Origin of the sequence: Chitinophaga niastensis (assembly GCF_003014755.1) — a bacterium.
GTDB classification, from domain to species: Bacteria; Bacteroidota; Bacteroidia; order Chitinophagales; family Chitinophagaceae; genus Chitinophaga; species Chitinophaga niastensis.
In genome coordinates this window covers 578,850-593,578 of record NZ_PYAW01000001.1, presented here as the reverse complement: position 1 = coordinate 593,578, position 14,729 = coordinate 578,850, and the positions used below count along the sequence as shown (strand labels likewise).

Genomic DNA, 14,729 nt, shown 5'->3' with positions numbered 1-14,729 from the left:
GCATCCTATATGAGAATTTTAAGTCCTGCAATATCACAACTGGCAAGATTGCGCATGGGGCGTATCGCATATTTCATGCAGTACCCTGTGCAAGTGCAGCAGCAGGTATTCCAAAACCTTATCAGTGCCGCGCAGTATACCGAATTCGGTAAGCAGTACGGCTTTTCGAAGATTTACAAGATAGACGAATATAAGCAGCGGGTTCCTATTCACACTTATGATACCATCAAGCCTTATATACAACGTACGATGGAAGGTCAGCAAAATGTGCTGTGGAATACGCCTATAAAATGGTTTGCAAAGTCCAGCGGAACTACCGCAGACAAAAGCAAATTCATTCCTGTTACGGTTGAAAGCCTGGATGAATGTCATTACAGGTCTGGCCGGGATGTGATCTCTCTCTACTACAATAATTTCCCTGACTCCGATGTATTCACAGGAAAATCGCTGGTAATAGGCGGTAGCCACCAGGTGAATAAGTTATCTGAGAACAGTGATTCCTATTGTGGTGATCTGAGCGCCGTGATGCTGCAGAATATGCCGTTTTACGGCAATATGATCCGCACCCCGGACCTGGAAATCGCTTTGATGGACGAATGGGAAGAAAAGATAGAACGTATGGCTAATGCGGTCATCCATGAAAATGTGACCTCTATTGCCGGTGTCCCTACCTGGACAATTGTATTGATTAAACGCATATTTGAGCTTACCGGCAAAGATAACCTGGCGGATGTATGGCCTAATCTGGAATTATATATGCATGGTGGTGTAAGCTTTACGCCTTACCGGGAGCAGTTTAAAAAACTGATCCGCAAACCGCTGATGCACTACCAGGAAACTTATAATGCATCCGAAGGATTTTTTGCTGCGCAGGATGTGATAGGAGAAGAAGGATTGCTGTTATTCCTGAACCATGGTATTTTTTACGAGTTCATGCCGATGGAAGAAGTGGGCAAAGAACATCCACGTACCCTGCAACTGCAGGAAGTGGAGCTGGGCAAGAACTACGCGCTGGTTATCAGTACCAATGGTGGCTTATGGCGCTACATGGTGGGTGATACCATTCAGTTTGTATCATTGGTACCTTATCGTATTAAGATCAGTGGCAGAACAAAATCCTTCATCAATGCATTTGGGGAAGAGGTGATTGTGGAAAACTCTGATACTGCAGTAGCCAAAGCAAGTGAAGCCACCGGCGCAGTAGTAAATGACTATACTGCCGCACCTGTATATTTTAGCGATGAAGGCAATGGTGGCCATGAATGGCTGGTGGAATTTGAAACAGAACCAGATGATATCAATCGCTTTACCGGTATACTTGATAGTACTTTAAAGTCTATCAACTCAGACTACGAAGCTAAAAGATATAAAGATATAGCCTTGCATATGCCGGTGGTGCATGTATTACCCAAGGGCACGTTTTGTGAGTTCCTAAAGAGCAAAGGCAAACTGGGAGGACAACATAAAGTTCCCAGATTGAATAATGACCGCAATTACCTCGAAGAAATTCTGAAATTTGTGGCCAACAATATGAACGCTTAAAACCTATCAACTATAACATGAAATTACTGGAGAACAAAGTAGCGATTGTAACAGGCGCCAGCCGTGGTATCGGAGAAGCCATTGCTTTGAAATTCGCAGCTGCTGGAGCTGACGTAGCTTTTACATACGTGAGCTCTGATGAAAAAGCTAAAGCACTGGAAGCTAAACTCATAGCTTTAGGCGTAAAAGCAAAGGCATATAAGTCAAATGCCGGTGTTTATGAAGAATGTGAAGCGTTGGTAACAGAAGTGTTGAAAGAATTCGGAAAAATAGATATCTGTGTAAATAATGCAGGTATCTCCAAAGATAACCTGTTACTGCGCATGAGCCCTGATCAATGGGATGATGTAATGAACATCAACCTTAAGAGTGTATATAACATGACCAAACATGTAATACGCCCTATGATGAAGGCAAAGAGCGGCAGTATCATTAATATGAGCTCTGTAATTGGTATTATGGGCAACGCCGGCCAGAGCAGCTATGCCGCTTCCAAGGCAGGTATTATCGGATTTACTAAATCCATTGCACAGGAGCTGGGTAGCCGCAACATTCGCTGTAATGCAGTAGCACCAGGATTTGTGGAAACAGATATGACCAGTTATCTGAAAGAAGGTGATGGCGCCAGCACTTACATTCAGCAAATTCCACTGGCCCGCTTTGGTACACCGGAAGATATTGCGAATGTTTGCCTGTTCCTGGCTTCAGAAATGAGCGGTTATGTAACCGGACAAACAATCAGCACCTGTGGCGGCTTGTGCATGTAATCAATTAAATAAACGGATAGAGAAACGCGGGTAATTTACCCGCGTTTTTTATTGCTGCTAACTTGTTGTACCTTTTCATTACAGGGAATAATTATATTATATAAAATAATAAAAGGTGAACAATGTTGACGATGTAAAGTCCAAATGTGATAATTTGGGAATTATATCGTGAGGTCGCCGTGAACAATTTGGAGGAAGTAAGCACAAATATTATACAGCAAAAACGCCAACTGCCAGCTTTTGAATCCTTATTCAAAAAGTATTACGCTGCGCTCTGCATTTTCGCTTTTGATTTTGTAAACCGGCATGAGCTGGCAGAAGAAATTGTACAGGATACTTTTGTGAAGATATGGGAACGTTACGCGGACCTGGATATCCAGGTGTCTGAAAAAGCTTACTTATATAGAGCGGTACAAAATAATTGCCTCAATTTTATTAAGCAGGACAGAATAAGAGCACAATACGGCAGTGAATTAATGCATCAGCTGGAATCCCGCATATCCATGCTCAGTATATCTTCCACACACTCGCCGATAGAAAAGCTGGAACATTCCGAATTGGAATTACTGGCAGAAAAAGCCATTTGCAAATTACCGCCGCAATGCCAGGATGTATTTCGTCTCAGCAGGTTTGAGCAATTAAGCTATCCGGAAATTTCCCGCCATTTAGGTATCTCCATCAATACCGTAAAAACCCAGATGACCCGCGCCCTGCAACGGTTACGAGATGAATTACTTCCCTTGCTGAAATAGCATGTTAAAAAAAAGAGAAATTTTTTTGAGAGCTTGTCACCCTGTTACCTGAGAAAAATTGTCTTAGTAGCTGTTTTCTATATTATGGGGCCTAACTATACACAAGAGCAGGTGGACGACCTGATTGCACGTTTCTTGTCCGGGGATATTTCCGCGAATGAGCAAAAGATGCTGGAGCACTGGATCAGAGAAGATACAGCGAACCAGGTTTATTTTTTGCAATTACGGGACGCCTGGCTGATCACAGCACCATCTGGAAAATACGATGCTACTGTGGCCTGGGATGATCTGGTAAACAGGGTTACAGCGGAACCTGTAGTTGCTGTTAACAGGTGGAAACAGTATCTCAAAGTGGCAGCATCTTATACATTGCCCCTGGTAATAGGCGGTGGTCTTGTATATACATGGTTATCTTTTAAAAGAGAAGATAACAGCAGCGCCATCGTAACAGTGACCAGCCCCAGGGGGGCCACCACAAAAATTGAATTGTCCGACGGCACGGAAGTATGGCTGAATGCAGGCAGTAAACTGCAATATGCACAGTCTTACAACACCCGTGGCCGCGAAGTACAACTGGAAGGGGAGGCTTTTTTTAAAGTGCATACCAATGCGCAAAAGCCTTTCACCGTAAATGCATCGGACCTGAAGATACTCGCGCTGGGTACGTCTTTCAACGTAAAGGCATATCCGGAAGATAAAACGGTAGTGACCACACTGGTAGACGGAGAAGTGAAAATTGACGGTAGTAAAACAGCGAGCCCGTTCCGGATGATGATGAAACCGCATCAACACGTAGTATATAAAAAACCATTATCAACTAACGGCAGTGAACATACGAAAAATACTGCACCAGCCGCAGACAGCCCCTCAGCTGTACCGGTGGAAAGCAGGGACGTGAACGATACAGAAATATATACCGCCTGGAAAGATGGCAGCTGGATAGTAGCTGCACAATCTATGGAAGAACTGGCGGTAACTATGCAACGCAGGTTTAATGTAAAGGTGATTTTTAAGGAAGAAGAGTTGAAAGAATACCGTTTTAGCGGCATTTTTCGCCAGGAAACGCTGGAGCAGGTACTAAACATACTTAAGCTCACAGCTCCGCTGAAGTATAATATAGATAACGGAGTAGTAACATTAGCACTCGATAAAGAGTTGAAAGAGAAGTATTCAAGAGCATTGAGAACCGGTAAGTAGCCGGAAAACATAGGAGTATCATCATTCAATCACCTGTAAAAAACCAACTTACATGCACGATATGAACAACTAAAAAAAATTGGGGTAATGCGACTTACCCCAATCAACGAAAATCACATGTTGGTGGATTGCCTTTGCGACGGGCAGCCACCGTAACTATTCGTTTAACTAAAATCTATACAAGTTTATGAAATCCACTGCAAACCTGGCGGCATTTTTTTGCCCCGGGCGAAAATTATTGCTCATGATGAAATTGACGGGTCTGCTGATTTTCGGAGGTTTTTTACAGGTTTCTGCCGCGGCTTACGCGCAGGACAAAATCAGTGAACTACACGCTGAAAATAAGAGCGTAAGAGAAGTTTTCAAACTCATTGAAAACAACAGTAATTATCGCTTCTTCTACAATGAAAATTTTGCTGACCTGAACAGGGCGGTAACAATTGATGTAAAAGATAAAAAGATCAATGACGTGCTGGGTATGCTTTTTAGCAGCTCCAATGTCACCTATCGCGTGCTGGAAAACAACCTGGTAGTAATTACTCCCACTGGCACCGCACAGGTAAAAGTAACCGGTTTTGTAACAGATGCTGTTACGAAAGATCCTTTACCAGGCGTAACCATCGCTGTAGAAGGTACCAGCAATGGTGCTGTTACAGATGCTACCGGAAAATATACCATACAGGTACCTGCGGAAAACAGTGTGCTGGTATTTTCCTATATCGGCTATACACCGCAGAAAGTTACGGTAGGAGGGCGTTCGGAGATAAACATTAAGCTGGACCCTGATACTAAAAAACTGGAAGAAGTAGTAGTAATGGGTTATACCACCACTACTGTAAAGAACCTGACAGGTGCTGCGCAAGCAGTAAGTGCTGCAAAATTAAAAGATGTAACAGCCACCAGTGTGGATAAAATGCTGCAGGGTAAAGTAAGCGGTGTATTTGTAGGTAACAGCTCCGGAGATCCGGCATCTGCACCTGTAATACGTATCCGTGGTAACGGAACCCTTACTGCCGGCAACTCTCCGCTGGTAGTTGTAGATGGTATTATTGGTGGTTTACCCAACCCCAGTGATATTGAAAGTGTAACCATCCTGAAAGATGCGGCGGCAACTACCCTTTATGGTGCCCGCGCAGCAAATGGTGTAATGGTTATTACTACTAAAAGAGGTAAGGCAGGTAAAACACAGGTGAATTTCCGTACGAATGTTGGTACGGCACAAATCAATACAGGCCATTTTCACCTGATGAACGGAGCGGATCTGTACGACCTGCAAAAGGCCGCAGGCAGAGCACTGGATCCTTCTCTCCGCACTATCAATACCAACTGGCAGAAACTTGCATTTCAAAATGCCAGCAACCAGAATTACGAATTATCTACCAGTGGTGGTAATGAAAAAACAAAATTCTACCTGGGCGGTAACTACTATAAAGAAGATGGTATCCTGAAAGGTACTGGTGTAGAGCGTTTTAGTGCACGCTTGAACCTGGATCATAACATCACCGAAAAACTGCGTGTAAGCGCCAATTTTGCAGGTACACAGTCTACCGACAGGGATAATTCAAACGGATCCTTATATCAATACTATACCAACCTGCCATGGGACAAAGCCTATGATGCACAGGGGCAGCCGGTAAATCCGCTGACAGCAGACAACTGGTATGGAAGGGATATGAGCAACTTCCTCTATGATCAGCAATATAATTACGTTAAAAATAAAAGACAGTCACTCGAAGCACTGGTGAAACTGGAATATGATATCACCAAATGGTTGTCATTCAGTACTACCAACCGTGCGCAGTACTATCATTTTAACCAGGAAAGCAATGGAGATGTAAGAACATCCTCCGGTTCCGATGATCGTGGTAACCTGTATAACTATTATCAGGATTCTTCCAGCTATATCAGCTCCAACCTGTTAAAAGCAAGGTATACGATCAACAAAGTACATAACATCGATGGTTTGGTAGGTGCTGAGTTCCAGCAGACAAACCTTAATGATATCAACGCAAAAGGTAAAGGTATTCTGCAGGGCGTAAATGTACTGGATGGAACTTCTTCCCCTATGTCTATTGGTGGAACAAAAGTAGACCGTGCATTTAATTCTTACTTTATACAGGCAAACTATAACTACAATTATAAGTACTACTTCACTTCTTCCTTCAGAAGGGATGGATCTTCCAAATTCGGCGCCAACCAACAGTATGGTAATTTCTATGCTTTTGGTGCATCATGGGCTGCTTCGGAAGAAAACTTTATCAAACAGATAAAAGCTATTACCAACCTGAAAGTAAGGGCCAGCTACGGTACTACCGGTAACGCGGAAATCGGTGATTACAGTGCTATTGGTGCGTATGCGATCAATACCCAGTACAATGGTTATCCGGGTGCTTATCCTGGCATTTACAATGTGCCTAATCTCTCCTGGGAGAAAGTGTATAATACCAACGTTGGTTTTGACCTCGGATTATTTAACCGCATTAACCTGACGGTAGATCTGTATCAGAAAGATAGTAAAGACCTGCTGTTTAATGTGCCTTTGCCGGGAACCGCAGGCTACAGCTATATTTCACAGAACGTAGGTTCGGTACGTAATAAAGGTATTGAAATTAACCTGAGCACAGACAACCTGGTAGGCGCATTCAAGTGGAGCACCGACTTCAATATTGGTTTCAATAAAAACTCCGTGACGGATCTTTATGCCGGAAGAAATCAGATCATTGATCCGCTCAATGGCTATTTCGTGTTGCATCAGGGACAGGACATGCGCAGTTTCTACATGCGTAAATGGGCAGGTGTAGATCCTGCCAATGGTGATCCGCTTTGGGAAAAGCTCATCACAGATGCTAATGGAAAGGTGACTGGTAAAACTACTACCAATAATTATAATGATGCTTCCCTGCAGATTGTAGGTTCTGCTACCCCAAAATTTTTTGGCGGCATGCGTAATACCTGGTCTTACAAAGGCTTCCAGCTGAGTGCTTTCCTTGCCTTCGTTTCAGGTAATGAGGTGTATAACAGCACCCGTGAACTGATGGATAACGATGGAGCATATTATACTTACAATATGATGGCACTGGATAAAGGATGGAGCCGCTGGGAAAAACCAGGAGATGTGGCTACCCATCCATTATTTAAGATCAAGGGTAATAAAAATTCGCATAAACCATCTTCCCGTTTCCTGGAAGACGGTAGCTACCTGCGTCTGAGAAATGTAAACCTGAGTTATGCATTGCCTAAAGCCTGGCTGGATCGTGTGCATGTTGGAAATGCCAGGATTTCTGTTGGCGGTGATAACCTCTGGACACTTACCAAATTTTCCGGTATAGATCCTGAAGTGGATGATCGTGGTATCAACTCCATTAAGTATCCGTCCAGTACAAAATGGTTTGCAGGCCTTGAAATTAATTTTTAACAGGAGCTAAAAAAGAGATTATCATGAAACATGTGTCAAAATATTTTGCAGGACTGCTGCTGTTATCAATGGCCTCTTCCTGTTCATTGAAAAAAGATCCATACAGTGCTATTCCGGATAATGATATCCTGAAAGATGAAACTAAATGGCCGGCGGCAACTGCAGGTAATTATGCGCTGCTGAAAGAAGAAAATTTTACACGCAATTATTTCCAGATGGGGGAATTCCCGAGTGATGATGTGACGTTGAGCGGCGCCACTACGGATCCTTTGTTTTATTCCTATACATACGGGCACCTTACCAACCAGGGAAATGCCCTGCAGATATGGCGTATGGGTTACAAAACCATCAACGGCTGTAACAGGCTGCTGGAAGTAATGTCTGAAGGAAAATCCGATGCGGTGAATGAGATGATCGGTGAAAATCTGTTTATCCGTGCTTTCGTTCATTTTAGCCTGGTAAGAACTTTTGGTCGTCCTTACAGCCAGAGTCCTGAAACCAACCTGGGCATACCTGTAATTACAAAGTATGATATAACGGCGCTGCCTAAACGTAATACGGTGAAGGAAGTATATGCGCAGATAGTAGCGGATCTCAGCAGGGCGAAAAACCTGATGGATAATTCCAACACCAACAGCTATGCTACCAAAAGTGCAGCAATGGCTTTGTTGGCAAGGACTTATCTCTATATGGGAAAGAATGATTCTGCACGTATATACGCTGATTCTGTCATCACCTCCAATAAGTACTCCCTGGTAGCAACATCAGATCTGCCGGGCTATTACACTAAAAGTAATGAGAATAACAAGGAAACCATCTTTGCTATTCATCATACCCTGCAGGACGATCGTACCTGGAGCTCTATAGGTTCCATGTATTATATGTCACCCGGAGGTATGGGCTATGGCGAGATGTATGCTTCCGGCTCTTACCTGAAGCTGCTGCATCAACACCCTGAAGATGTGAGGAATGCTTTTGTGCAGATAGTGCCAATGAAAGATCAGAATGGAAAAGATTCTCTGAATCCTGTTACCGGTGAGAAGGTGGCTGCAGAACGTAATGGTGTGCCTAAATGGTATATCCTGAAGTATTCTAACCAGGACAACGTGCCTACGCTGAGTTCTCCTGTGGTACTACGTTTGGCCGAAATGTACCTGATACGTGCAGAAGCTAATGCTAAACTGGGTAACAACCCGGCGGCCATTTCTGATGTAAATATCATTCGCGCAAGGGCTGGCTTAAGTGGTGCCTCCCTGTTTTCTGCTTTAGATTTAAAGGGCTATGCCTCTGTACTCGACGTGGTACTGGATGAGCGTCGTCTGGAGCTGGCATTTGAAACGCATCGTGTGTTTGATCTGTTCCGCAACAACCGTGATGTATTCAGGGATTACAAAGGTGTACAACCTGCTAATCCTCAAACAATTAAATATACAGATGCAAGCGTGGTACATTTCATTCCGGAACAGGAAATCCTCCTGGACCCGAATCTGGTGCAGAACCCATTGCAATAGATAATAACTTACCAGGAAAGTCCTCCGCCAAAAACGGGGGACTTTCTCTTTAAAAAATAAATCAGGAAAAAAAACGCCGGAAGAGTAAATTTACTCAACAGTGAACATTGATCTAACAGCATTTAAAACTCATCATCTTACATGCATCAGCACAACCACCATTCCCATATTATGAAAAAAGGACTCATGCTGGCGGGGTTTACTTTCAGCTTCCTGGCCGCAGCAACGGCCCAGCAGGTAAAGTATACCGTCGGCAACAACAACTGGGATGCGGATTCGCTCGGTAATCACCGGGCAGTAGTTACCTTTAACGGCACCGACAAAGTGGCCCGTGTAGTCATCCCATGGCGTCGCCGTGATGAACACCCGGAATTAAAACGTATCATCATACAGGATGCACAAACACAAAAAAAGATCACCAATGTAAAAACGTTGGTACTTAATCGTGAACAGGGCGATATCTGTTTTGAACCCGCTTCCGGCAAAGGCAATTACTATATTTATTACCTGCCGTATAAAAACGAAGGGAGATCCAACTACCCGCGCGGCGTATATCTTACACCGGAACAAACAGCAGATAATAACTGGCTGCAATCTGTTACTGCTACAATAAAGCCCAATGCTATCGTAAAGGAGCTGGAAGCTGTTGATGCCTTCAATACTTTCTATCCCATGGAAGTCATAGCTACAGTGGCTGAACAGCAACAGTTGTTGTTAAAGCATCCGGCTGCAGGTTACCTGGTGTTTCCGGAAGACAGACAATTTCCGATTAAAATGACGGATGATCTGCCGCAACGCTGGATCCAGAAAGGGCCATCACAGGCGTTTGCAGGGGAGGCCGACAAAGGAGAGTACTACACCTTTCAGTTAGGAGTGTACGCTCGTAATGAGATGAAAGATGTGCAGATATCTTTTGCAGACCTTACCTCCACAACCGGTAAAACCATACCGGCAGCGCAATTGAACTGCATCAATACCAACGGAACTACCTACGATGCGCAACCCTTTGCCAACAAAGTAAATGTGGCAGCCGGAAAAATACAGGCGATGTGGTGCGGCATTGATGTGCCACAAACCGCTACACCAGGCACTTACAAAGGCATTGTTACTATTAAGGCAGCAGATATGCCCGCCATGCCGGTAAGACTCACACTAACGGTAACGAATAAACTGGCAGTTAACAGCGGCTTTAATGAGCCCTGGAAACAAACCCGGTTGAAATGGCTGAATTCTACACTGGCACAGGATAACGCAGTTATTGCACCTTACACGGCATTGGAATTAAAAGACAGTGTTATCAGCTTACTGGGTCGTAAAGTAGGTATTAATAAAGATGGATTCCCGGCACAAATTCAAACATTTTTTACACCTGAAATGACATCTCTGTCCACACAGGCAAAGAATATTTTCACAGAACCTGTGCATTTTCATTTCACCTCCGCAGCCACAGGCAAGGATCTCAAATGGGAAAGCCAGGGTTGGCAGATAACTTCCAAAGATGCCGGAAAAATCAGCTGGAAAGCTATCAACACTACCGCAGGATTGCAAATGGAAGTGAATGCCTCATTAGAATTTGATGGCTTCATAGACTATACCGTAAAAGTAACGGCACTCGATGAAGTAGGGCTGAAGGAAATTACCATGCACCTGCCATTTGATAAAGGAGCCGCCAAATACATGATGGGCCTGAATCAGAAAGGTGGCGTCCGTCCGGAAAAAATTGACTGGAAATGGGATGTGAAAAGCAAAAACCAGGATGGTGCCTGGATTGGCGATGTAAACGCCGGCTTACAATTTACGCTGCGAGATGAAAATTATGTGCGGCCGCTTAATACAAACTTCTACCTACAGAAACCTTTACTGCTGCCAACTTCATGGGGAAATGGCGACAAAGGCGGTATTACCATAGGAGAGAAGGGCAAGGCAATACTGGTAAACAGCTATAGCGGCGAAAGAACCATGCATAAAGGCGACGTGCTGTATTACAATTTCCATCTCATCATTACGCCGTTCCATCCTGTGAACACTGATTTCCAGTGGGCTACCCGCTTCTATCATAAGTATAATAACCTGGACAGCATCAAGGCGACCGGCGCCACAGTGGTGAATATCCACCATGGTAACGAAATAAATCCATGGATCAACTATCCGTTTATTGAATGGAAGAAGATGAAGGATTACATTGATGTAGCACACAGCAAAGGACTAAAAGTTAAGATCTATAATACAGTAAGAGAATTGTCTGATCATGCATGGGAAACCTTTCCACTGCGCAGTTTAGGCCATGAAGTATACAGCCCCGGTAAGGGTGGTGGCTTCTCCTGGTTGCAGGAGCATGTGGGCAAAGACTATATTGCTGCCTGGTTTGTACCGGAGTTTAAAGATGCTGCCATCATTAACAGCGGTATGAACCGCTGGCATAACTACTACGTGGAAGGCATGAACTGGCTGGTGCAAAATGTAGGTATAGACGGCATCTACCTGGATGACGTAGCCTTTGACCGCATCACCATGAAGCGTATTAAAAGAGTACTCACGCAGGATGGCCATCCTGGTATCATTGATCTGCATTCTGCTAATCAGTATAATAAAACAGATGGTTTTATCAACAGCGGAATGTTGTATATGGAGCATTTTCCGTATCTGAACCGCCTCTGGTTTGGTGAATATTTTGATTATGAAAACAATGATCCTGATTTCTTTCTGACAGAAGTGAGCGGTATTCCGTTTGGTTTGATGGGAGAGATGCTGCAGGATGGTGGCAATCAGTGGCGTGGTATGGTATACGGCATGACTAACCGTATGCCGTGGACGGAGAACTCAGATCCGCGTCCTATCTGGAAAGTATGGGATGATTTTGGAATGCAGGGCACAAAGATGATTGGTTATTGGGTAGATAATAATCCTGTTAAAACTAATAATCCACTTGTTCCTGCCACTATCTATAAAAAAGACGGTGCAGTGCTGATATCCCTTGCCAGCTGGGCTAAAGAAGACACTACTATTAAACTGAGTATCGACTGGAAAGCGCTCGGTATAGATCCTGCAAAGGCTGTTATAACGGCGCCGGATATACGTAACTTCCAGCAAGGACAAGTATTCGATAAAGATGCGGCTATTCCTGTTGCTAAGAACAAGGGATGGTTGTTGATTATTAGATAAGCTTTTAGCAATTAGTTTTTAGCTTTTAGCAAAAATGCAGCGAAGACAGGCAAAGATTATGAATTATAATCGATACTTGTCTTCGCTGCATTTTTGCTAAAAACTAATAGCTAAAAGCTAATTACTTCTTATTAATATTTTCTTCCTGCAATAGCCACCCTAAAGGTTTCCACGCATTTTCTGTCCTGCAGGGTTACATATACAGTTTTCCCGTCCTTATCTCCAAAAACCAGATTACTGCATTGTTTGCCTTTTAATGGTACTTCACGGATCAGTGCTCCTTTGGGAGATAATACGGCAATTACGCCTTTACCCCATCTGGCGATATAAAGATTACCGGCTTTATCGCATTTCATGCCATCAAACCCAAAATCAGGGAAAGTAGCCAGGAGGGTTTTATTAGAGAGGTTACCCGTTTTATCTACATCGTACTTCCACACTTTGCGCTGAACGCTTTCATTTATATACAGTGTTTTTTCGTCCGGGCTTAATTCAATTCCGTTAACAGTGCCCATATTGCCTTCCAGTAGTACAGGTTTGCGATCAGCATCTATGCGCCAGAGCTGACCGGTGCTGGTGGCCCATGCAGGATCGGAAGCAAAGATCTGGTCCTTCTTATTAATGCACAGATCATTAGGCTGGTTAAATTGATCGGAATGTGTGTAAACGGTTACCTTTTTGGTTTTCATATCTACCATCAGCACATTGTGTCCTATGAAATCCGGTAAAAACATATTGCCTTTGCTGTTAAAGCTCACGCTGTTGCCTACGCTGCTATCCGGCAGGGTAAGAAATATTTCGCCGGCGCCGGTTTTGGTATTTATCTTCCCCACAGTGCCGTCTTTTTTAAAGTTTACCACATAAAAATTGCCGGCTTTGTCAAAGTTGGGTCCTTCTATGTTTACAGAAAACATGTTTTCTGCGGTGAGGTCACGCGCTTCATATAGCGGTCTGGCGGTTGGTTCTTGTTGTGCCATCGCTTGTAAGCCGTATCCAGCCATCATTGCCAGCATGTATATGTGTTTTTTCATGTCCATTTATTTTTTTGAAGCTTTAAATTAAGGAACTATTCCAGATTTTTTGCCCTCTATTCCTATAGGAATGGTATGTAATGAAATTATCAGGAAATAATTATCAACAGAACAGGATCACTGACTGTCAACTAATTTCTTAATTTTGCGCCCATGATCCATGTTTCGGAGTTTAAAGATTTGGCGCATCTTACTATTCATAAGGTAGGAAATTCATCGAATGAGGAGTCGCTCCTTTGTTCTAAAGCGCCGTTGCAGCTGGAAGACGAAACGATCAGCCAGTTATTGATCACTTATTTTATTCAGCCTTTTACCAATGCTGCCGAATATTTCAGGTTCAGTCATGATGCGGATCTACAATTGAATGAAATATTTCAATATTGTCGACGTATATTTACTGACCAAAATGAATTCCAGGAGCAGTCGGTCAATATTGCCAAACATCTATATAAACATTCCACCCATCCAAAAATAAAAGGGGGGGAGCTTTATATAGCCTACTTTCGCAAGTGCCAGGTAGATGGTGAAGAAGTGGAGGCTATAGGCATCTTTAAGTCAGAAAACCGTGATACCTATTTGAAGGTCTTTCTGGCAGACGATAATTATCAGGTTAATTATGAAGATGGTATAAATATTAATAAGCTGGACAAAGGTTGTCTTGTTTTTAATACAGAAGAGGAGAATGGTTTTAAGGTAAGTATTGTAGATAGTATCAGTAAGCAAACCGAGGCCGTATATTGGAAAGATGCTTTTTTACAAGTGCAGCGCCGTGAAGATAGTTACCATCAGACAGAAACAGCAGTGAACATGTGCAAGCAGTTTATCCACAATAAACTGCCTGTAGAATATGAGATGGATCGTGTGGATCAGGTAGATCTGTTAAATAAATCAGCCGCATACTTTAAAGAAAAAGAGCAATTCCAGCTGGACGATTTTGCGAAAGAAGTATTAGGTCATCCGGACGCTATCGCTTTTTTTAAGGAATATCGGAATGAGTACCAGCATGAGCACCAGCAAAATATCCCTGATGAGTTTGAGATATCAGCTCAGGCTGTAAAAAAACAGCAGAAGGTATTTAAGAGCATTCTGAAGTTAGATCGAAACTTTCATGTTTATATTCATGGCAACCGCGAAATGATTGAGCGCGGTTTTGATGAAGCCACCAACATGCACTATTATAAATTGTTGTTTGAAAATGAGTCGTAGGTATGTGTAATAGTCAGGGAGGCGCCTGTGTAGTTGATTTTGTGAAGAGATAATTAATTAGAATTTTTAAGTTTTTCTCATAAGCAAAAACCAATTATTAACAAAGGCTGCCTCATCTGGGCGGCCTTTTCTTTTATAGCTTACTT

General features: G+C 43.2%; 9 protein-coding genes. 8 read left to right on the top strand and 1 reads right to left on the bottom strand.

Features of this window, described 5'->3' with window-relative positions; all coding sequences use genetic code 11:
* Positions 1–9: 9 nt before the first annotated feature.
* The 7 genes from CLV51_RS02510 (at position 10) to CLV51_RS02480 (ending at position 12,346) form a co-directional block, all read left to right on the top strand.
* A complete protein-coding gene (locus CLV51_RS02510) occupies positions 10–1,542 on the top strand; it encodes a GH3 auxin-responsive promoter family protein (RefSeq protein WP_106526430.1) in 1,533 nt (510 codons plus the stop codon).
* Between the two features lie 17 nt (positions 1,543–1,559).
* Positions 1,560–2,309 carry a 3-oxoacyl-[acyl-carrier-protein] reductase gene (gene fabG / locus CLV51_RS02505; RefSeq protein WP_106526429.1) on the top strand — a complete coding sequence of 250 codons (750 nt, stop codon included), beginning with the start codon at positions 1,560–1,562 and terminating at the stop codon, positions 2,307–2,309.
* Positions 2,310–2,488: 179 nt separating this feature from the next.
* Positions 2,489–3,061 (top strand): RNA polymerase sigma-70 factor, encoded by a 573-nt coding sequence (locus CLV51_RS02500; protein WP_158266917.1) that lies wholly within the window; start codon positions 2,489–2,491, stop codon positions 3,059–3,061.
* A gap of 33 nt (positions 3,062–3,094) precedes the next feature.
* Positions 3,095–4,258 (top strand): FecR family protein, encoded by a 1,164-nt coding sequence (locus CLV51_RS02495; protein ID WP_146151212.1) that lies wholly within the window; start codon positions 3,095–3,097, stop codon positions 4,256–4,258.
* A gap of 187 nt (positions 4,259–4,445) precedes the next feature.
* Positions 4,446–7,673: a TonB-dependent receptor gene (locus CLV51_RS02490; RefSeq protein ID WP_106526426.1), complete on the top strand. Its 3,228-nt coding sequence runs from the start codon at positions 4,446–4,448 to the stop codon at positions 7,671–7,673.
* Between the two features lie 23 nt (positions 7,674–7,696).
* Complete coding sequence (locus CLV51_RS02485) at positions 7,697–9,184, top strand: RagB/SusD family nutrient uptake outer membrane protein (RefSeq protein ID WP_106526425.1); 1,488 nt, start codon at positions 7,697–7,699, stop codon at positions 9,182–9,184.
* Positions 9,185–9,355: 171 nt separating this feature from the next.
* Entirely contained in the window at positions 9,356–12,346 is a 2,991-nt protein-coding gene (locus CLV51_RS02480) for a glycoside hydrolase domain-containing protein (protein WP_245898601.1), read from the top strand.
* Between the two features lie 131 nt (positions 12,347–12,477).
* On the opposite strand, the gene CLV51_RS02475 is transcribed toward CLV51_RS02480, so the two are convergent.
* The gene (locus tag CLV51_RS02475; RefSeq protein WP_106527558.1) at positions 12,478–13,377 is read right to left on the bottom strand and encodes an SMP-30/gluconolactonase/LRE family protein; all 900 of its coding nucleotides are present in this window, start codon (positions 13,375–13,377) and stop codon (positions 12,478–12,480) included.
* 153 nt (positions 13,378–13,530) lie between these two features.
* On the opposite strand from CLV51_RS02475, the gene CLV51_RS02470 reads away from it, so the two are divergent.
* Positions 13,531–14,583, top strand: coding sequence for a nucleoid-associated protein (locus tag CLV51_RS02470; protein WP_106526424.1), 1,053 nt, complete (start codon positions 13,531–13,533; stop codon positions 14,581–14,583).
* The last annotated feature ends 146 nt before the right edge of the window (positions 14,584–14,729 follow it).